The sequence below is a fragment of the Nocardioides sp. GY 10127 genome, assembly GCF_004919085.1.
In the GTDB taxonomy this organism is placed as follows: domain Bacteria; phylum Actinomycetota; class Actinomycetes; order Propionibacteriales; family Nocardioidaceae; genus Nocardioides.
Window position 1 is genome coordinate 163,309 of the sequence record NZ_STGL01000005.1, and the last position, 19,142, is coordinate 182,450.

General features: G+C 75.0%; 18 protein-coding genes. 5 read left to right on the forward strand and 13 right to left on the reverse strand.

Annotation, left to right across the window (positions count from 1 at the left end):
* Positions 1-181: 181 nt before the first annotated feature.
* Together E8D37_RS07975 and E8D37_RS07980 are read right to left on the reverse strand one after the other, a co-directional pair.
* Positions 182-2,350 carry an ATP-binding protein gene (locus E8D37_RS07975; RefSeq protein WP_168929676.1) on the reverse strand — a complete coding sequence of 723 codons (2,169 nt, stop codon included), beginning with the start codon at positions 2,348-2,350 and terminating at the stop codon, positions 182-184.
* Between the two features lie 206 nt (positions 2,351-2,556).
* The gene (locus tag E8D37_RS07980; protein WP_136569599.1) at positions 2,557-2,832 is read right to left on the reverse strand and encodes a chorismate mutase; all 276 of its coding nucleotides are present in this window, start codon (positions 2,830-2,832) and stop codon (positions 2,557-2,559) included.
* A gap of 249 nt (positions 2,833-3,081) precedes the next feature.
* Between E8D37_RS07980 and E8D37_RS07985 the strand changes: the two genes are divergently transcribed.
* Positions 3,082-3,243 carry a hypothetical protein gene (locus E8D37_RS07985; RefSeq protein WP_136569245.1) on the forward strand — a complete coding sequence of 54 codons (162 nt, stop codon included), beginning with the start codon at positions 3,082-3,084 and terminating at the stop codon, positions 3,241-3,243.
* 93 nt (positions 3,244-3,336) lie between these two features.
* On the opposite strand, the gene E8D37_RS07990 is transcribed toward E8D37_RS07985, so the two are convergent.
* Complete coding sequence (locus E8D37_RS07990) at positions 3,337-3,807, reverse strand: hypothetical protein (protein ID WP_136569246.1); 471 nt, start codon at positions 3,805-3,807, stop codon at positions 3,337-3,339.
* 229 nt (positions 3,808-4,036) lie between these two features.
* On the opposite strand from E8D37_RS07990, the gene E8D37_RS07995 reads away from it, so the two are divergent.
* Positions 4,037-4,840 (forward strand): siderophore-interacting protein, encoded by an 804-nt coding sequence (locus tag E8D37_RS07995; protein WP_240770276.1) that lies wholly within the window; start codon positions 4,037-4,039, stop codon positions 4,838-4,840.
* Positions 4,841-4,870: 30 nt separating this feature from the next.
* On the opposite strand, the gene E8D37_RS19795 is transcribed toward E8D37_RS07995, so the two are convergent.
* Together E8D37_RS19795 and E8D37_RS08000 are read right to left on the reverse strand one after the other, a co-directional pair.
* Positions 4,871-5,026: a hypothetical protein gene (locus E8D37_RS19795; protein ID WP_168929677.1), complete on the reverse strand. Its 156-nt coding sequence runs from the start codon at positions 5,024-5,026 to the stop codon at positions 4,871-4,873.
* 816 nt (positions 5,027-5,842) lie between these two features.
* Positions 5,843-6,874 (reverse strand): ATP-dependent 6-phosphofructokinase, encoded by a 1,032-nt coding sequence (locus E8D37_RS08000; RefSeq protein WP_136569248.1) that lies wholly within the window; start codon positions 6,872-6,874, stop codon positions 5,843-5,845.
* A gap of 110 nt (positions 6,875-6,984) precedes the next feature.
* On the opposite strand from E8D37_RS08000, the gene E8D37_RS08005 reads away from it, so the two are divergent.
* Positions 6,985-7,431 (forward strand): MarR family winged helix-turn-helix transcriptional regulator, encoded by a 447-nt coding sequence (locus tag E8D37_RS08005; protein ID WP_136569249.1) that lies wholly within the window; start codon positions 6,985-6,987, stop codon positions 7,429-7,431.
* A gap of 55 nt (positions 7,432-7,486) precedes the next feature.
* On the opposite strand, the gene E8D37_RS08010 is transcribed toward E8D37_RS08005, so the two are convergent.
* Positions 7,487-8,950 carry an MFS transporter gene (locus E8D37_RS08010; RefSeq protein WP_206055643.1) on the reverse strand — a complete coding sequence of 488 codons (1,464 nt, stop codon included), beginning with the start codon at positions 8,948-8,950 and terminating at the stop codon, positions 7,487-7,489.
* Positions 8,951-9,126: 176 nt separating this feature from the next.
* Positions 9,127-10,296, reverse strand: coding sequence for a cysteine--tRNA ligase (locus E8D37_RS08015; RefSeq protein ID WP_240770277.1), 1,170 nt, complete (start codon positions 10,294-10,296; stop codon positions 9,127-9,129).
* A gap of 60 nt (positions 10,297-10,356) precedes the next feature.
* Here E8D37_RS08015 and E8D37_RS08020 point away from each other — a divergent pair, with 60 nt between their 5' ends.
* Positions 10,357-11,292, forward strand: coding sequence for an alpha/beta hydrolase (locus E8D37_RS08020; protein ID WP_136569252.1), 936 nt, complete (start codon positions 10,357-10,359; stop codon positions 11,290-11,292).
* Between the two features lie 133 nt (positions 11,293-11,425).
* On the opposite strand, the gene araA is transcribed toward E8D37_RS08020, so the two are convergent.
* The 6 genes from araA to E8D37_RS08050 form a co-directional block, all read right to left on the reverse strand.
* On the reverse strand, positions 11,426-12,937 hold the full coding sequence (araA, locus tag E8D37_RS08025; protein WP_136569253.1) for an L-arabinose isomerase: 1,512 nt from the start codon (positions 12,935-12,937) through the stop codon (positions 11,426-11,428).
* Positions 12,938-13,013: 76 nt separating this feature from the next.
* Positions 13,014-13,691 carry an L-ribulose-5-phosphate 4-epimerase gene (locus tag E8D37_RS08030; RefSeq protein ID WP_136569254.1) on the reverse strand — a complete coding sequence of 226 codons (678 nt, stop codon included), beginning with the start codon at positions 13,689-13,691 and terminating at the stop codon, positions 13,014-13,016.
* Positions 13,688-15,418, reverse strand: coding sequence for a ribulokinase (araB, locus tag E8D37_RS08035; RefSeq protein WP_136569255.1), 1,731 nt, complete (start codon positions 15,416-15,418; stop codon positions 13,688-13,690). The genes E8D37_RS08030 and araB overlap by 4 nt, the downstream gene beginning before the upstream one ends.
* 144 nt (positions 15,419-15,562) lie before the next feature.
* Positions 15,563-16,681 (reverse strand): aldose epimerase family protein, encoded by a 1,119-nt coding sequence (locus tag E8D37_RS08040; RefSeq protein ID WP_168929678.1) that lies wholly within the window; start codon positions 16,679-16,681, stop codon positions 15,563-15,565.
* 96 nt (positions 16,682-16,777) lie between these two features.
* A complete protein-coding gene (locus tag E8D37_RS08045; protein WP_136569257.1) occupies positions 16,778-17,848 on the reverse strand; it encodes a LacI family DNA-binding transcriptional regulator in 1,071 nt (356 codons plus the stop codon).
* A 73-nt stretch (positions 17,849-17,921) separates the two neighbouring features.
* Complete coding sequence (locus tag E8D37_RS08050) at positions 17,922-18,173, reverse strand: type B 50S ribosomal protein L31 (RefSeq protein WP_136569258.1); 252 nt, start codon at positions 18,171-18,173, stop codon at positions 17,922-17,924.
* Positions 18,174-18,320: 147 nt separating this feature from the next.
* Between E8D37_RS08050 and E8D37_RS08055 the strand changes: the two genes are divergently transcribed.
* Positions 18,321-19,118: a thioesterase family protein gene (locus E8D37_RS08055; RefSeq protein WP_136569259.1), complete on the forward strand. Its 798-nt coding sequence runs from the start codon at positions 18,321-18,323 to the stop codon at positions 19,116-19,118.
* The last annotated feature ends 24 nt before the right edge of the window (positions 19,119-19,142 follow it).

Consider the following 19,142-nt stretch of genomic DNA (forward strand, 5'->3'; position numbering starts at 1 on the left):
GGTGCGCACAGGAAGGCCGTCCCGGGGAGGGGTGAGCGGCCCAGGACGGGATTTTGTTACCTACTGGTACACACCGATCGAAGACTTTCAGGGGCCAGCCGTGACCTACGGCAGGATCGCCCGTTGAGACGGGTTCGGGGCCGGATACGGACCCCGTTCAGGGCCCTGGACAGGATGCCCGTCAGAGCCCGTCGACCGGGCCCGCCGCCGGCAGGTCGAGCACCACCCGACTGCCGGGCACCCCGCCCTCGGCGCGGTCGAGGGTCTCCACCCGGATCGAGCCACCGTGCCGCTCCACGATGCTGCGGGCCAGCGCCAGGCCGAGCACCCCGGCCGCGTCGGAGTCGTCCGGGCTGGGCAGCCGGACGAACCGGCTGAAGACCCGCTCGTGCCACTCCTCGGGCAGGGCCGCGCCGTTGTCGGTGATCGTGAGGACGACGCGGGAGGCCACCTCCGCGCCGGAGACGGCCAGGACGGGCGTGGTGCCGTCGGACACCCGGTGGACGGCGGAGCGCAGCAGCTGCGCCAGCAGCTCCGCCACCATCTCCCGGTCGGCCGAGACGGCGGGCACCTGCCCGACGCGGACCCGGGCGCCCGGCACCTCGCCGTCGGCGACCTGGCGCACGAGCCCGAGGAAGCCGTCGAGCTCCACCCGCTCCGGCTTCACCGGCCCGGCCTCGACCCGGGTGCGGACCAGCAGCTCCTCGACGAGGTCGCCCATCCGGACCAGCGCGAGGTCGATCCGCTCCACGGCGCGGCCGGCGCGCGCGGCGTCCACCGGCTTCCCGTCGGCCGCGGGGGCGAGATGCGTGCGCGCCAGCGCGGCCCAGTCGCGGGCCGCGGTGAGGGGGTCGGCCAGGTCGTCGCGGACCCGGCCGGCGAAGCCCGAGAGCTTCTTGGCACGGGCGCGGACCTCGCTGACGTCGGTGAGCACCACCAGGACCTGGGACTCCTCGCCCCACGCCGTCCGCTCACGCAGCCGCACGGCCTGGGCCTGCACGGTGAGCCGACCGAGCGAGGTGTCGATGAGGAGGTCCTGCGGGGGCGCGAGGCCGTCGCGCAGGGCACGGCGGGAGGGGTACTCCTCGGGCGGCAGTCGCTCGCCGTCCATCCGGTGCAGGACGAAGCGCGAGGAGTGGTCCTGGAGGCCGCCCTCGGTCCGGGCCGCCCAGCTGCGGGCGGTCGCGTTCGCCGTCACCAGGCGCCCGTCCGCCCCGAAGACCAGGAGCGCCTCGGCGATGGAGTCGGTGATGGAGTCGAGCAGCTCCAGCCGCGACGAGCGCTCCCGGTCCCGCTCGAGCAGCGCCGCCACGAGCCGGCGCCTCTCCTCGGTCACGGTCGAGGTCGCGAACACGGCGGTGAGCAGCGTGAGCAGGAAGAGCTGGAGGAGCAGCATCCGCAGCTCGACCACGTCCAGGTCGTTGAAGATCACGAACGAGCGGGTGGTGAGGGTGACGACCAGGCCACCGAAGGCGACGACCCAGGCCGCGGCGACCATGGGGCTGTAGCGGGCGGCGATCCAGGTCCCCACGGGCAGGACGAGGAACACCAGCGCGTCGTCCCGGGTCATGCTCGCCGTCCAGGCGGCCACGGCGATCGCCGAGAGACCGGCGAAGGACAGCCAGCCGCGGACCCCCAGGGGGCCGAACTCGGTCCGCCAGGTCCGGCCCTGACGTCGCAGGTCGCCCACCACGATGGCGGGGATGACGACGTAGGCGGCCGCCGTCAGGTTGCGCCCGGCCCAGACGAGGACGTCGATCGGGACGACCTCGTAACCGGTGACCGCCGTGACGGCCGTGGCGAGGACGGCCCCCGCGACGGAGGCGAGGCCCAGGGCGCCCAGGGTGCGCACGAACGGCACCCGGGCCAGGAGGTCGGCCGCGTTCGCGGTGTCGGGAGTCAGCCTCCAGCGCTCGAGCAGCCAGGTCCCCAGCCACGCGACGAGCAGGGAGTTGAGGGTGCCCCGGGTGGAGAGCAGGGGCTCGGCGTCGATCAGGGTGGCCACCAGGAGGGAGCCGACCGCGATCCCCGCCAGGCCGAGCGCCCGCGCCCGACGGCCCTCCAGCGTCAGCAGGAGCAGGATGCCGGCCCCGGCGGTCGGCCAGATGCCGTCGCTGTGCGCGTGCTGCCGCCCCGCGAGGACGCCGGACACCACGAGCGCGAGGTAGAACACGCACACGACCACGACGCCCACGGCCCGCAGCGCCGGCGTGAAGCCGGCCCAGGGAGATCCGGGCGGAGCCGCCTCGGACGTCGGCCTCGGGGCGGACCGCGGCCGGCTCGGGACGTCGCGCCGAGGCGTCGTGCCGCCGGCGCCGCGCTCGTCGGAGCGTGCCTCGGCCACGTCCACGCGCTCCTCCTCAGCCGACCGGTCCTCCGCCACCGGCGGCCCGAGCGCCGGTGGACACGAGTGTGACCCACGCCATGCGGGGGCTGGCAAGACCCCGGGGTGGGTCCGCGTCCCCTCCGGGGGTCCGTCAGGAGGATCGTCCGGCGCACGGCAGACCTGAGGGCGTCCGCACCCGGCCGATCAGGCCGCCGAGCAGGTCCCGCAGGTCAGGCCTGGGGCTCCTCGCGCGCGTGGAGGTGGTGGTGGATGACCTCGTCGATGATGAGCGCGAGGAACTTCTCGGCGAACTCCGGGTCGAGACCGGACTCGCTCGCGAGGTCACGGAGCCGGGCGATCTGGATCTTCTCGCGACCGGGGTCGGCGGGCGGGAGGTCCATCCGGGCCTTGAGCGCACCCACCGCCCGGGTGCAGCGGAAGCGCTCGGCGAGCAGGTGCACGAGGGCCGCGTCGAGGTTGTCGATGCTCGCGCGCAGGGACAGCAGCTCCGGGGGCGTGGTGCCTCCGGCGGGCTCCTGCGCGGGGGTCGCCCCCGCCTGGGCGGCGTCGGCGGGCTGGTCGCTCACGCGCTCTCCTCGTGCTCCGGGTGCGGTGCCGCCCGGCCGGCGGCGCCGCCGATCAGGCTAGTGCGAGAGCCCTTGCACCGGCGGACCGGACCAGGGCTTGGAACTATCCCCCATGGGGGTTAGAGTTTGTCCGGACATAACACCACGATCCTCCCGAGGAGACCTCTCATGTGCCGAGCAGTCACCTGCAAGAAGTGCGGCAAGACCACCTGGGCCGGCTGCGGCCAGCACGTCGACATGGTCATGGCCGGCGTCGCGAAGTCCGACCGGTGCCCCGGTCACGAGAACGAGCCCTCCACCGGGCTCATGGGCAAGCTCTTCGGCCGCTGAGCCCCCGCTCCGCCACGACGCACGAACGCCCCCGACCAGGACCTGGTCGGGGGCGTCTGCGTCAGCGGCCGGTGCGGGCACCGGCAGCCCCGCTCAGTGCGTGGGGGCGTTGATGCTGGTGGCGTCGCCACCGTTCTTGGTGTCCAGGCTCAGCACGAAGCCGATGACGATGAGGACGCCGGAGATGATCTCGCTGCCCTGGCCGACGTGGCTGTCGTGCGGCATGAGGGCGCCGAGCAGGATGTAGGCCAGGCCCACGACGACGCCGATGCCCACGGCCACGGCCGACGGACCGACCTGGCGCAGCCACAGGGCGGGCAGGATGACCGCGGTCACGAGGGCCCCGGACCACAGGGCGTTGAAGTGGCCCGTCTCGCCGGCGCTGTAGATCGTGTAGGAGGCGATGATCAGCCAGACCGACACCAGCAGCACCAGGTGCACGCCGACGGAGGAGAAGCCCGGGGTCGGGTAGGAGTGAGCCAGGCTCTCGCGGTACTCCCGCAGCTCCTTGTCGCTCATGATCGCCTTGTTCTCGACCACGGCCGGGGTGTGCTCGCTGCTCATCGTTGCGGTCCTCTCGTCAGCGCACGCGGGTGCTGGCGTACATCTTGCCGCACGCGCGTGCTCGCGCGCACAGGTGGGTGCGCATTCGCCGGGCCCGCCGTCGCCCGCTCAGGGCCCTGGCGCCCCGGCCCGCTCACGCCCGGGCATCCCGGGCACCCGGGCCGCCAGGGCCTCCCCGCTACGGTGGCGCCGGCGTGGCACCGTCCACGCGGACGACGAGGAGGCAGCGGTGCACGGAGTGGTGACGAGCGTGGAGCGGCTCACGCCGTCCCTGGTGCGGGTGGTCCTGGGCGGGGACGGTCTCTCCGGCTTCTGGCCCGACGCGGGCGAGACCCCCGACACCGACGCCTACGTCAACCTCGCCCTCCCTCCGGCCGGTGCCGACTACGGCCCCGTGTTCGACCCGGCCGAGGTGAAGGAGACCCACCCCCGCGAGCTCCAGCCGGCCCGGCGCCGCTACACGGTCCGCGCCTGGGACCCCGACGCCCTGCTGCTCACGCTCGACTTCGTGGTGCACGGCGACGAGGGCGCCGCGGGTGCCTTGGCCGCGTCCGCCCGGCCCGGCGACGTCCTCGTGCTGACGGGCCCCGGCTCGGGCTACCGGCCCGACCCGTCCGCCGACGTGCACCTGCTCGTCGGGGACGAGTCGGCCGTCCCCGCGATCGCCGTGGCGCTGGAGTCCCTGCCGGCCGGCGCCCGCGCCGTCGTCCGCCTCGTCTGCGACGGCCCCGACCACGAGCTCGCCCTGGTCACCCGTGCCGACGCCGACGTGGCGTGGGTGCACCGCACGCCGGAGGACCCGACCCCGCTGCCCGCGGCCGTCGCGGCGCTCGCGCGCCCGGAGGGCCGCGTGCACGCCTTCGTGCACGGCGAGGCGGACGAGGTCCGGGAGATCCGTCGTCACCTGCTCGGCACCTGGGGCCTGGCCCGCAGCGACATGTCCTGCTCGCCCTACTGGCGGCGGACGATGACCGACGAGGCCTGGCGCGCGGTCAAGCGCGAGTACGTGAAGGCGATGGACGCCGACGCCTGAGCCGCGCCGGCAGGACGCTCAGCGCCCAGGTCAGCGGGCGCCGGCGAGCACGCCGAGCTCGGCCACCTGCTGGGCGCGCGCGGCGACCTTCGCCGGGTCGAGCCGGATCGGGCCGATGACGAGCGTCCCGGCGACCAGGGTCACGACCGCGACGCGGTAGGTCCAGCGGGCAGCGTCCTGGCGCACCAGCGCCTCCTCGAGCATCGTCCGGGGGCACCCGCGGGGAACGGGTGGGGACGACGGGGGGGTCGTCCGCGCCTCCCATCGGCGCGCGCGACGCGCGCCCCAGGGAAAGCGGACCCCCCTACCGGATCTTCAGCAGACCTTCACGCCGCCTCAGGCGGCGGGTCAGCCTGCCACGCTCGGCCTCTTGGACGCCCCCGCCTGCCCGCCCGAACTGCCTCCCGGAACAGGTGCTGCGGGTGGCTGGGTGGTGTTCGGTCCTCGTGGCGACGAGGACCGAACCGGTGGCAGCCGACCGCCCGCGTTCGGTCCTCGTGTGGACCAGGACCGAAGGCCCCCACGGCGGCCCGCGACCTGGCCAGATGCGAGGCCGGCGGGCGTTGGGTCCTCATGGGGACGGTGCGAGGGCCGACCGGTGGCGGCTGCGGACGTTGGGTCCTCGTGTCCACGAGGACCGAGCCGTTGACAGCCGGCCGGCCGCGTTGGGTCCTCGTGTGGACCAGGACCGAGCCGGTGGCAGCCGGCCGCCCGCGTTCGGTCCTCGTGTGGACCAGGACCGAACCGGTGGCAGCCGACCGCCCGCGTTCGGTCCTCGTGTGGACCAGGACCGAACGCCCCCACGGCAGCCCGCGACCTGGCCAGATGCGAGGCCGGCGGGCGTTGGGTCCTCATGGGGACGGTGCGAGGGCCGACCGGTGGCGACTGCGCGCGTTCGGTCCTCGTGGCCACGAGGACCGAACGCCCCCACGGCCGCCCCTCGAACGCCCGAACAGCCAGCCCCGCGAGCAGCCCCTGGCGGCGGCTGCTCGCTCAGGCGGCTCAGCGGCCGAAGAGCGACTTCGCCTCGTCCCAGCGGTGCTGGGGGACGTGCTTGAGGCCGATGAGGGCCTCGGCGAGCGGGATGCGCTCGATCTCGGTGCCGCGGGCGGCGACCATCTGGCCCCAGCCCTCGGCGTGCGCGAGGTCGGTCGCGGCCATGCCGAAGCGGGTGGCGAGGACGCGGTCGTAGCCGGTGGGGGCGCCACCGCGCTGGACGTGGCCGAGGATGGCGGCGCGCGTCTCGATGCCGGTGCGCTCCTCGATCTGGTGGACGAGGTAGTCGCCGATGCCGCCCAGCCGGGGGCGGCCGTCCTTCTCCGTGCCCTTGTCCGAGAGGACGTCGCCCATGCCCTCGGGGATGAACCCCTCGGCGACGACGACCAGCGGGCTGCGGCCCGACTCGTGCACCTGGCGCACCCACGAGCAGAGCTCGCCCATGCTCACCCGCTGCTCGGGGATGAGGATGGCGTGGGCGCCGGCGGCGACGCCGGAGTGCAGGGCGATCCAGCCGACGTGCCGGCCCATCACCTCGGCGACCATGCACCGGTGGTGGCTCTCGCCGGTGGTGCGCAGCCGGTCCATGGCATCGGTCGCGATGGCGACGGCGGTGTCGAAGCCGAACGTGTAGTCGGTGCCCATGAGGTCGTTGTCGATCGTCTTCGGCACGCCGATGATCGGCAGCCCCGCGTCGGCCAGGCGCTTCGCCCCGGCCAGGGTGCCCTCGCCGCCGATGACCATGAGCGCGTCCACGCCGAAGTCGCGCAGCCGCTGGGCCACGACGTCGGCACCGCCGCCCTCGTCGTCCATCGGGTTCGTGCGGGACGTGCCGAGGATCGTGCCGCCCTGGCGCGAGAGCCCGCGCACGCGCGTGCGCGGGAGCTCCATGACGTCGCCGTCGAGGACGCCGCGCCACCCGTTGCGGAAGCCGAGGAACTCGTCGTCGTACGTCTTGACGCCCCGGAGGACCGCGCCGCGGATGACCGCGTTGAGGCCGGGGCAGTCGCCGCCACTGGTGAGGAGACCGATCTTCACGGCTCCCACCCTCTCACCTTCGCCCGTGGCGCGGGAGGCAGGGAGTCCACAGGCTGGCACCTCAGGGGTGCGGTGCGCGTCACACGCGAGCCGGTGGCAAGGTTCGGGGCGTGCCCACGCATGTCACGCCCGAGGACGAGGAGCCGCAGGAGGCCGTGATGCGCCGCCTCGGCCGCTCGCTGCTGCGGCTGCAGCGCCGGGGTCTGGTGAACCCGCCCGGGGTCCGGCTGGACGGCTCGGTGTTCAAGGTCCTGATGGCGCTCACCGCGGACGGTCCGCTCACCGTGGGCGGCCTCGGGGCCAGGCTCCAGCTGGACGCCTCGACGACCAGCCGGCACGTGAAGGCCGCCGTCACGCTCGGCGTGGTCGAGCGCGCGCTGGCCGAGGACGGCTCGCACGTCGTCCGCCCGACACCGGCGGGGCTGGAGGCGTTCGCGGCCGACTCCGGCGTCCGCGCCGCCCGCTTCCGCGCGGTCGTGGACGGCCTGGGCGCGGAGCGGGCGGAGCGGCTCGCCGCCGACCTCGAGGCGCTCAACGACGCCCTGGACGAGGACTGAGCCGCCCGCCGCAGCACCCCGCCGCAGCACCCGCCGAAAGACCCCTCGGGACGCCTCAGGCGACCCCGACCGGCTGGGCGTCGTCGTCGGCCACGGGCGGCGCGGCCACGGCGCGGGGAGCCCTGGCCGGCACGGTGAGCATCAGCAGCACCCCGACGACCGCGGCCGCCGCGCCGATGAGGAAGCAGGCGGTGAAGGCGCCCTGCGTCGGCAGGCTCACCCCGGGCGCGAGCTCGGTGGTGTTGCTCGCCAGGACCGTGCCCATCAGGGCCGCGGCCAGCGTCGTGCCGACCGAGCGGCTGAGCGCGTTGAGCCCCACGGCGGCACCGGCCTCGCGGGGCTCCGTGTGGTCCATGATGATCGTCGGCATCGCGGCGTAGCCGATCCCGACGCCGGCGGAGCAGACGAGCGAGGCCACCATCAGCTGCCACGGGGCGCCGGTGAGCAGCGTGGCCACCAGGTAGCCGAGCGCCAGCACGGCCGCGCCGACCATGAGCGTGGTCCGGGCGCCGACCGAGCCCATGAGCCGGCTGGAGACCGGGGCGAAGACGAGCATCATCAGGCCGCCCGGCGCCATCCACAGGCCGGCCGCGAGCACGGACTGACCCAGGCCGTAGCCGGTCGCCTCGGGGAGCTGGAGCAGCTGGGGCACGACCACCGACTGCGCCATCATGCCGAAGCCGATGGCGACGGCGGCGAGGTTCGTCATCAGCACCGGACGGCGCGCGCTGGCGCGCAGGTCGACCAGCGGGTCTGGGTGGCGCAGCTCCCAGGCGCCGAAGCCGACGAGGGCGAGGAGGCCGCCCACGATCGAGCCGACGGTGCGGGCGTCGGACCAGCCCCACGTCGTCGCCTTCGAGACGCCGACCAGGAAGGCCACGAGGCCGACCGCGAGGAGGAGCGCGCCGGCGGGGTCCAGGGCGCCGCGGGCGCCGTCCGGGGCCTCGTCGCGCACGTGGGGCACCAGGACGGCCACGGCGACGAGCACGACGAGCGCCGCGCCGCCGGAGACCCAGAAGAGCGCGTGCCAGTCGCCCACCTGGACGATCCACGCCGAGAGCGGCAGCCCGACGGCTCCGCCCACGCCGAGCGTCGCCGAGATGGTGGCGACGGCGGTCGCGGCCCGCTCGCGGGGCACGATCTCGCGGACCAGCGCGATGCCGACGGGGATGAACCCCATCGCCAGGCCCTGGAGCGCACGGCCGACGAGCACCGGCACGAGGCTGTCGGAGAGCGCGACGACCGCGGAGGCGACGGCGAGGACGGCCGCGCTGCCCAGCAGCACCGGCTTCTTGCCGACCAGGTCGCCGAGGCGTCCGGACACCACCATCGTCACCGCCGCGGTGAGCAGCGTGACCGTGACGACCCAGGCGGTGTCCGAGGCGTCGGCGCCGAGGAGGCTCGGGAGCTCGGACTGGATGGGGATGACGAGCGTCTGGGTGAGCGCGGCGACGAGGCCGCCGAGCGCCAGCGCGGCGACGGCGAGCCCGGGGCGACGGGCGTGCGGGGCGGTGGGCACGGGACTCCTGAGGTGCGGGGAAGGGGTGCGGGGAAGGTGGTCGACGCATATAGTTGCCATCAGCATCGAGTTGCAGGACGCAACACTACACCGCGCACACAGGGTCGCGAAAGCACCGCGACCCCCGCACCGGTGGCACGGGGGTCGAGGCGGGCCCGGAGGCCGGGTTCAGGCGCTCAGGCCGTCAGGTCCGTGAGCCGCAGGACGTCGAGCAGGTACCGGGCCGCGTCGCCACCCTCGTCCAGCGCCACCGCCACGGCGGCCCGCACGTCGAGGTCGGCGAGCAGGGCGGCCAGCACGCGGTCGCGGCCGCTGCCCGCGTCCGCCTTCTCGGCCGGGGAGCCGGCGGCCGCGTAGAGCTTCTCCAGCGTGGCGGCCGCGGCGGCGAAGACGGCGTCCTCGCACTCCCAGGGCTCGCGCCGGTCGCGGTGCAGCAGCCCCAGCCGCACGACGGGGCCGGTGAACCGGGTCAGCAGGTCGGAGACGAGGGTCAGGTTGCCGAGCGACTTCGACATCTTCACCCCGCCCTGGCGCACCTCGCCGACGTGCAGGACGGCGCGCGCGAAGGGGCTCACGTCGGTGGCGGCCTCGACCATCGCGGCCTGGTAGGCGTGGTGCGGGAAGGCGAGGTCGACCCCGCCCACGAGGACGTCGACGCTGCTGCCGAAGGTCGCGACCGCCATGGCGGCGCACTCGGCGTGCCACCCGGGGCGGCCCCAGCCCCAGGGGGTCGGCCAGGCCGGCACCCCCTCGGCCGACGGACGCCAGACCGGCACGTCGAACGGGGACTCACGGTCCGGCACGTCCTCCTGGTCGCCGTAGGCGGTGGAGAGCCGGAGCGCCTCCTCGGTCCCGAGGCCGGCGCGACCGGGCACCTCGGCCCCGCGGAAGTAGACGTACCCGGCGCGCTCGTAGGCCGCGCCGGTGGCCAGCAGGGCCGCGGCCAGCCGCACGACGGCGGCGACGTGCGCCCGGGCCTTGGGCTCGTGCGCCGGACGGGCCACCGCGAGGGCCTGCATGTCGCGGCCGAACTGGAACTCCTGGACCGACGCGAGCTCGTCGTAGTGCCGCCCGGCGCGGGCGGCCGCGGCGGTGAGGACGTCGTCCACGTCGGTGATGTTGCGGGAGACCTCCGCCTTCGCGCCCGAGGCCCTCGAGACCGAGGCGAGCAGGTCGGCCCACACGAACGTGGCGGCGTGGCCGACGTGCGTCACGTCGTAGGGCGTGATCCCGCACGTGTACACGCGCAGCGGCGAGACCGCCAGGAGCGGCGCCCCGTCGAGCACCAGGGGCTGCGGCACCCGGTCGGGGACGGGGTAACGGGCGGGAGCGGTGTCGGTGGCCACGCTCCGATCTTGCCGCACCGGCCCGGCGGCCCGCACAGGCGCTCGCGGTAGAACCGACGCATGACCTCGCGCCCGCAGCCGGGCGGCCCCCGCTGGCCGTTCGCCACCGCCGTCCCCACCCCGCTCCCCACCCCGCAGGGGCATCGGCTCCTGCCCGGGATCGCGCACGCCGAGGTGTTCGGCTCGCGCCCGCTGGAGCTCGACCTGCACCTGCCGCCCGCCGAGCTGGGCGAGGGCCCGTGGCCCCTGCTGGTCTTCCTGCACGGCGGCGGCTGGTGGTACGGCCGCCGCGGCGGGGTGGGTCCCCAGTTCGACGAGGGGACGTTCGAGCCGTTCGCCGAGCTCGCCCGCTCCGGCCTGGCGGTGGCGAGCCTCGACTACCGGCTCACCGGCGAGGTCGGCTGGCCGCTGCCGCTGCACGACGTGAAGGCCGGCATCCGGTGGCTGCGGTCGCACGCCGACGAGCTGGGGCTGGACGCCTCGCGGGTGGTGGTCTGGGGCGAGTCGGCCGGTGCGCACCTGGCCGCGATGGTCGCCCTCACCGCCGACGACCCGGCCCTCGAGGGTGACGTCGGCACCGCTCCCCTGTCCGCCGGGGGCGTCTCCTCGGCGGTGAGCGGGGCGGTCTGCTGGTACCCGCCGACCGACTTCGTCGCGTTCGGCCCCGACCGCGGCCTGGCGGAGATGCCGCCCGACTCCTTCGAGTCGCTGCTCGTGGGCGGCACCGCCTCGCAGCGCCCCGACGAGACCGTGGCCGCCAGCCCCGTCACGCACGTGGACGCCGGCAGCCCGCCGTTCCTCGTCGTCCACGGCACGGCGGACAGCGTCGTCCCGTTCCGCCAGGCCGAGCGGCTGCGCGACGCGCTGGCCGCGGCCGGCGTCCCCGTGGACCTCGTGCCGGTGGAGGGCGCCGAGCACGCGTGGCACGACGGCCCGGCGTCGGCCGCGACCGCCATGGCCGCCACCCGCGCCTTCCTGGACGCCCACCTGCGCTGAGCCGCGCGCAGGCACCGCGCAGGGCCACGCGCAGGCACCGCGCAGGGCCATCACGCAGGGCTCCCACCCGGCCCCCGGGGCCGACGGCACGAACGGCCCCGGAGGAGGGGTGGGAGCGGAGGTGGGGGGAGGCTCAGAGGCGCGCGGCGAGGCGGTGGTAGGCCGCGTTCCAGCGCAGCTCGCGGGCGAACGAGCGGGTGGTGGTGTCCTCGTCGATGACGACCACCTCGGTGCGGGTCATCTCGCCGAAGTCCTCGATGACGTCGCGCTCGAGCGCCTTGGTGAGGACGGTGTGGTGCGGGCCGCCCGCGGTGAGCCACGACTCGGCGGAGACCGACAGGTTCGGGCGGGGCTCCCACACGGCGCAGGCCACGGGCAGGGCCGGCAGCGGCTCGTCCGGCTCGACGACGTCGATCATGTTGACGGTGAGGCGGAACCGGTCGCCCATGTCGGAGATGCCCGCGACGAAGCCCGGGCCGGGGTCGGCGGTGAACTTCAGGCGCACCGGGTCCTCCCGGTTGCCGATGCCCAGCGGGTGGCACTCGAGGCTGGGGCGCGACTGGGTGATGGTCGGGCAGACCTCGAGCATGTGGGCGCCGAGGATGCGCTCGCGGCCCGGCTCCAGGTGGTAGGTGTAGTCCTCCATGAACGAGGTGCCACCGGGCAGGCCGGTCGCCATCACCTTCATGCCGCGGAGCAGGACGGACGTCTTCCAGTCGCCCTCGCCGCCGAAGCCGTAGCCGTCGGCCATGAGCCGCTGCACGGCCAGGCCGGGCAGCTGGCGCAGGCCGCCGAGGTCCTCGAAGTTGGTGGTGAACGCGCGGAAGCCGCCCTCGACGAGGAACGAGCGCAGGCCGGCCTCGATCCGGGCGCCGACGCGCAGCGAGTCGGCGCGCTCGCCGCCGGGCCGCAGCTCGGGGGCCACGTCGTAGAGGTCGAGGTACTCGGTGACGAGCTCGTCGACGACCTTGTCCTCCACCGCGTCCACCACGGCCACGAGGTCGTTGACGCCGTAGGTGTTGACCGAGGTGCCGAAGCGCAGCTCGGCCTCGACCTTGTCGCCCTCGGTGACGGCGACGTCGCGCATGTTGTCGCCGAAGCGGGCCAGGCGCAGGGTCGAGAGCTCGCGGCGGCCCAGCGCCGCACGGACCCACGAGCCGATCCGCTTGCCGACCGCCGGGTTGTTCACGTGCCCGGCGACGGTGGTGCGCGGGACGCCGAGGCGGGACTGGATGTAGCCGAACTCCCGGTCGCCGTGGGCGGCCTGGTTGAGGTTCATGAAGTCCATGTCCAGGGAGTCCCACGGGATGTCCTGGTGGCTCTGCGTGTGCAAGTGCAGCAGCGGCTTGCCGAGCGCCTCGAGGCCGGAGATCCACATCTTCGCCGGGGAGAAGGTGTGCATCCAGGCGATGACACCGAGGCAGGAGTCGTCCGCGGTCGCGGCGAGCAGGGTGGAGCGGATGGACGCCGAGTCGAGCAGGACCGGCTTCCACACGAGGCGGACCGGGAGGTTCGCGGACGCCTCGAGGCGGGCCGCGATGTCGCGCGACTGCTCCGCGACCTGCTCCAGGGTCTCGGGGCCGTACAGCGCCTGGCTGCCGGTGAGGAACCAGATCTCGAGGTGCTCGAGGCCGTCGGTGGTCATGGGTGCTCCTTGGAGGACTGTCGTTGCTCGGGGAAGTCGAGGTGGGGAGGGCGTGGCGGGGAGGGCGGGCCGCGGCTCAGCGCTGGCCGTAGACGTTCTGGTAGCGGTCGAACAGGGAGTCGACGGCCACCTGCGGGATCGCCACCGGCTCGCCGAGCTGGCGGGCCACGTGGACGGTCCGGGCGACGTCCTCGCACATGACGGCGGCCTTCACGGCGTCCTTCGCGTCCTTGCCGATGGTGAAGACGCCGTGGTTCTGCATGAGGACGGCCCGCGAGCGGTGCCCGGAGAGGGTCTCGACGATGCCGCGGCCGATCGAGTCGTCCCCGATGATCGCGAACGGCCCGACGGGGATCTCGCCGCCGAACTCGTCGGCCACCATCGTGAGGACGCACGGGATCGGCTCGGCCCGCGCCGCCCACGCCGTGGCGTAGGTGGAGTGGGTGTGCACGACGCCGCCGACGTGCGGCATGTGCCGGTAGACGTAGGCCTGCGCCTCGGTGTCGGAGGAGGGGGCGTGCTCGCCCTCGACGACGCGGCCCTCGAGGTCGCAGACGACCATGTTCTCGGGCGTCAGCCGGTCGTAGTCGACGCCCGAGGGCTTGATGACCAGCAGGTCCTGGCCCGGGACGCGGGCGGAGACGTTGCCGGCGGTCCACACGACCAGCTGGTAGCCGGTCAGGTGCCGGTGCAGGTCGCTGACCTCCTGGCGCAGGCGCAGGATGGTGGCCTCGACGTCGGCGACGGCGGTCATGCGTGGGCTCCTTCGAGGACGGCGGCGTCGGTGCTGCTGGTGCTGGTGCCGGCGGCGGCCTCGCGGGCCTCCCGGCGCTCGTGGGCGCGGTGGCGGACGCCGCGCAGGCCGCGCATGAGGTCGCGGCGCTCGCGGCCGAAGTGGTCGTGCAGGTCGCGGTAGACGGCGAAGAGCTCGTCGTAGGCCGCGGCGCTCGCCTCGTCCGGCACGAAGACGGCCTTGTCGACCTTGCCCATCGCCTTCGACGCGGCGACCACGTCGGGGTAGGCCCCGGCGGCGACGGCCGCGTGGATGGCCGAGCCGAGCGCGGGGCCCTGCGTGGAGCCGATGACGGAGAGCGGGAGGCGCGTGACGTCGGCGTAGATCTGCATGAGCAGCCGGTTCTTGGCCAGGCCGCCGGCGATGACGAGCTCGGTGACGGGGACGCCGGCGTCGCGGAAGGTCTCCACGATCACCCTGGTGCCGAACGCGGTGGCCTCGAGCAGCGCGCGGTAGACGTCCTCGGGGCGGGTGGCCAGGGTGAGGCCGATGACCGCGCCCGAGAGGTTGTGGTCCACGAGGACGGAGCGGTTGCCGTTGTGCCAGTCGAGCGCGACCAGCCCGTGCTCGCCGATCTCCTGCGCGGCGGCGAGGCGGGTGAGGAGCTGGTGGGCGTCCTCGCCGCTGGCCTCGGCGGCCGCGGCGTAGTCGGCGGGGAGACCGGTGCGGGTGAACCAGCCGAAGATGTCCCCGACGCCGGACTGCCCGGCCTCGTAGCCGTAGGAGCCGGAGACGATGCCGCCGTCGACGACGCCGCACATGCCGGGGACCTCGGCGAGGACGTCGGAGACCATGACGTGGCAGGTCGAGGTGCCCATGATCGCGACCATCTGGCCGGGCTCGACCGCCTGCGCCGCGGGCGCGGTGACGTGGGCGTCCACGTTGCCGACGGCGACGGCGATGCCCTCGGGCAGCCCGGTCCAGGCCGCGGCCTCGGCGGTGAGCGAGCCGGCGCGGTCGCCCAGCTGGCCCAGCGGGTGCTCGACCTTGTCGGCGACGAACGAGCCGAAGCCGGGGGCGAGCGCCTCGAGGAACGCCGGGGTCGGGTAGGCGCCGTCCTGGTAGATGCCCTTGTAGCCGGCGGTGCAGGCGTTGCGGACGTAGGTGCCGGTGAGCTGCCAGACGATCCAGTCGGCGGCCTCGACCCAGTGCTCGGTGAGGTCGTAGAGCTCGCGGTCGTCCTCGAAGAGCTCCAGGCCCTTGGCGAACTCCCACTCGCTGGAGATGAGCCCGCCGTAGCGCGGCAGCCACGCCTCGCCGCGCTCGCGGGCGAGGGCGTTGATGCGGTCGGCCTGCGGCTGGGCGGCGTGGTGCTTCCAGAGCTTGGTGTAGGCGTGCGGCCGGTCGGCCAGGCCCTCGAGCTCGTTGAGCGGGGTGCCGTCGGCGGTGGTGGGGACCATCGTGCAGGCGGTGAAGTCGGTGGCGATGCCGACGACGTCGGCGGGGTCGATCCCGGCGGCCGCCACGGCCGCGGGCACGGCCTCGCGCAGCACGGCCCGGTAGTCCTCCGGCACCTGGAGCGCCCAGTCCGGAGCGAGCCGGCGGCCGCTCGGCAGCGCCTGCTCGAGCACGGCGTGCGGGTACTCGTGGACGGCGGAGCCCAGCTCCGCGCCGTCGCTGACGCGGACCACCACGGCCCGCCCGGACAGCGTCCCGTAGTCGACGCCCACCACGTAGGTCTCGGACACCCTCGTCCTCCTCGCACTCGCTCGCAGCGCTCTGTGTGAGCGCTCACATAGGCAGGAGTGTGAGCGCTAACATCGGCGGCGTCAAGCGGTGGCCGGGACGCGTCGCGGGACGACCCTCGGCGGCCCTCGACCGCCCTCGACCACTCAGTCGAGCGCGGCGAACTCCCACCGGGCACGCCAGGCGTAGGACTCCCCCGCGGCCAGGCGGACGTCGGTCCAGCCGGGCTCGCCGAGGTGGTGCGGGGAGTCCGGGAAGGCGCCCGGCTCCAGGCACAGCCCGTCGCCCTGGCGCAGCAGCGTGGTCCCGCCGTCCGGGGCGAGCCCGTGCAGCGTCCCGTCGAGGAAGTTGCCGGTGTAGACCTGGACGCCGGCCTGGTCGCTGCGCAGCGTGAGGACCGTCCGGCTCGCCGGGTCGGCCAGCCGGGCGTGCTCGCGCAGGCCGTCGCCGTCCGGCTCGGCGTCCAGCACGTAGGTGTGGTCGATCCCGTGCGCGTCGATCACCTGCGGGTGCCCGCGGCGCACCACGTCGCCCAGGCGCTCGCCCGCACGCAGGTCGGCCTCGGCCGGCACGGGCAGCGGCCCCTCGGCGGGGATGCCCGTGGCGTCCACCTCCACCCAGCGGGACGCGGGGACGGTGAGCACGTGGTCGTCCACGGTGCCCGCGCCCGCCCCGGCGAGCGTGAGGTAGACGTGCTGGGTCAGGTTGAGCACGGTGTCCGCGGTGCTGGTCGCGGTGAGCGTGAGCGCCAGCGCCGCGTCGTCCACCTCGAACCGGGCCTGCACGTCGACCGCCCCCGGGAAGCCCTGGTCGCCCTCCGGGCTGTGGAGGGTCAGGACGGCGTGGTGCGTGCCGTGCTCGAGGACCTGCCAGCGCGCCCGGTCGAACCCCTCGGGCCCGCCGTGCAGGCTGTGGCCGCGGTCGACCGCCCCGAGCAGCACCTCGCGCCCGTCCAGCTCGAAGCGCGCCCCGGCGATGCGGTTGGCGTAGCGGCCGATGGTCGCCCCCAGGTAGGCGTCCCCGCGCCGGCGCTCGGCCAGCGTGGGGTGGGAGAGCGCGACGTCGCGGCGCTCGCCGTCGCCCCCGGTCACGCGCAGCCGGTGGACCGTCGCGCCCACGTCCAGCAGGTGCAGCTGCGGCCCCGGCGCCCGGCCCAGCACCAGCACCGCGTGCTCGGCGCCGGTCGGGTCGTCGGGCAGGTGGTAGCGGGAGCCGGCCGCGGGCTCAGGCTGCGTCGGCTGCGTCGGCTGCGTCGGGTGCGTCACGGGGCGGGACGGTAGCGCAGCGGGGTCTCGCGCCCCCGGACAGTCCCTGACGAACGGACCGCTTCCGGGCCCCGAAACCAGTCCGTTGGTCAGGGACTATCCCCGCGGCGGGGCGGTGGAGGCCCGGACGACGAGCGCGGGGACGAGCAGCGGGGCCGTGGGGTCGGGCTCGCCGTCGAGGGCGCGGACGGCGAGGTCGACGGCGAGGCGGCCCAGCTCGGAGAACCGCTGGGCGACGGTGGTGAGCGGCGGCCACAGGTAGCCGGCGCCGGGGGCGTCGTCGAACCCGACCACGCTCACCTCGCCGGGCACGTCGACGCCGGCGGCGTGCAGGGCGCCGAGCAGGCCGAGCGCGGTGTCGTCGTTGGCGCAGAAGACGGCGGTGACCGGCTCGTCGGCCTCCAGCAGGACGGCGGCGGCCGCGTGCCCCGCGGCGGGCGACCAGTCGCCCGCGACCTCGGGGCCGGGTGTCAGGCCGCGCTCGGCGTGGGCGGCCAGCCACCCGGCGCGGCGCTGCCTGGCCTCGACCCAGTCCTCCGGGCCGGCCACGTGCGCCACCCGGGCGTGCCCCAGGTCGAGCAGGTGCCCGGTGGCGAGCCGGGCGCCCGCGTCCTGGTCGATGCCGGCGGCCAGCGGCTGGCCGGGCGTCACGCCCTGGACGACGACCAGCGGGACGTCCAGCCGCAGGCCCTGGGCCGCGGCGAGCAGCTCGGAGTGCGCGGCGGCCACGACGACCGCCTCGACGGCCTGGTCGAGCAGGCGCTCGACGGCGCGGGTGAGCGCGGCGGCGGAGACGTCGTCGAGCGTCACGGACGAGACGTCGTACCCGGCCCGGTGGGCCGCCTCGCTCAGCGCGGCGCCGATCATCGCCGGACCGTGCAGGGCGAGCCCGGCGCCGACGAAGCCGATCCGGCCGCTGCGGTTGGTGGCGAGCACCCGGGCCGCGGTGTTGCGCCGGTAGCCGAGCTCGGCGATGGCGGCGAGCACCTTCTCCCGCGTGTCCGGGCGGACGAGCGGGGAGTCGTTGAGCACGCGGCTCACGGTCTGGTGGCTCACGCCGACGTGCGCCGCGACGTCCGCCATGCTCGGCCCCCGCCCCTCCGAGCGGGCGCGACGGCGCGGTGGGCGCGCGTCGTCCGGGCTCGGCGTGGGGGTCGCGGGGGGCATGGGCGGCATCGTAGGGGCGCGGCGCCCGGCCCGTGGGTCGGACGCCGAGCCCCGTGCGCCGGACCGGCGCGGGTCAGACCCGGCCGTACCGCCGCAGGAACGCCTCGACGCGACCCTCGCTGTCGAGGGTGCCGGCGCGGCCGGTCCAGAAGGGGTGGCTGTCGGACGAGACGTCGACGTCGACGACCGGGTAGGTGGCGCCGTCGACCTCGAGCGTCCGCAGCCCCTCGCGGGAGACGAGGGTCGAGCCGGTGACCACGACGTGGCCGGTGGAGCGGTCCCGGAAGGCGACCGGGCCGTAGGTGGGGTGGATCTGTCGCTGCACGGTTCCTCCAGATGAGTGAGAACGATTGTCGTTCGCATCAACAGGGGTGGGTGCCGGGTTGTTCCCGGGCGGCCGGTCGCGGGGGTGTGACCGGCCGATCACCCCGCGGATGCCGCGAGCGCGCCCGGGTTGGGCAGGATCGGAGGCATGACCGCAACGACGCCGTCCGCCTACTTCGTCCGCACCGGCCCGCACGAGCTGGAGGCCACGCGGCACACGGGCGGGGCGTGGAACCCGGCCGAGCAGCACATCGCCCCCGGGCTCGGGCTGCTCGTGCACGAGGTCATCCGCGACCTGGAGGCGCGGCGGCGCGACGACCGGATGCAGGTCAGCCGGCTCGCCTTCGACATCACCGGCACGGTGCCGGTCGGGCCGGTCGTGACGCAGGTGCGGATGCTGCGCCCCGGACGCACGGTCGAGCTGGTGGAGGCGACGCTGTCGCACGAGGGCCGCACCGTCGCCGAGCTGCGCGCCTGGCTGCTGGCCCCGTTCGAGACCGCCCACGTGGCCGGCTCGCACGTGGAGCCGATCCCGGGCCCGGACGAGGTCGAGCCGTGGGACGCCTCGAGCATCTGGCAGGGCGACTTCATCGCCACCTCGCAGGTCCGCCGGCGCGAGACCGCCCCCGGTCGCGCGCTGACCTGGGTGAAGGTCGGGATGCCGCTCGTCGCCGACGAGGTGGTCTCCCCCGTGGCCGCCTTCTCCGGGCTGCTCGACATCGCCAACGGCATGAGCCCCCGGGTCAGCCCGCAGGAGTGGATGTTCCCCAACGTCGACCTCACCGCCCACCTCCTGCGCGAGCCCGCCGGCGAGTGGCTCGGCCTCGACACCCGCGTCTCGTTCGGCCCGGGCGGCCTCGGCGTCACCGCCACCGTCCTGCACGACGAGGTCGGTGTCCTCGGCACGAGCACCCAGTCGCTCACCGTCCGCCCGCCGCGCCGCTGAGCGGGCGAGGACAGGCGGGGAGAA

Bases quoted from the DNA above. Each gene is read 5' to 3' on its own strand.
- E8D37_RS08055 (WP_136569259.1), top strand. From the start codon at position 18,321: ATGACCGCAACGACGCCGTCCGCCTACTTCGTCCGCACCGGCCCGCAC.
- E8D37_RS08045 (WP_136569257.1), bottom strand. From the start codon at position 17,848: ATGCCCCCCGCGACCCCCACGCCGAGCCCGGACGACGCGCGCCCACCG.
- E8D37_RS08030 (WP_136569254.1), bottom strand. From the start codon at position 13,691: ATGACCGCCGTCGCCGACGTCGAGGCCACCATCCTGCGCCTGCGCCAG.
- E8D37_RS07990 (WP_136569246.1), bottom strand. From the start codon at position 3,807: ATGAGCAGCGAGCACACCCCGGCCGTGGTCGAGAACAAGGCGATCATG.
- E8D37_RS07985 (WP_136569245.1), top strand. From the start codon at position 3,082: ATGTGCCGAGCAGTCACCTGCAAGAAGTGCGGCAAGACCACCTGGGCC.
- E8D37_RS08020 (WP_136569252.1), top strand. From the start codon at position 10,357: ATGACCTCGCGCCCGCAGCCGGGCGGCCCCCGCTGGCCGTTCGCCACC.
- araA (WP_136569253.1), bottom strand. From the start codon at position 12,937: ATGACCACCGACGGCCTCGAGCACCTCGAGATCTGGTTCCTCACCGGC.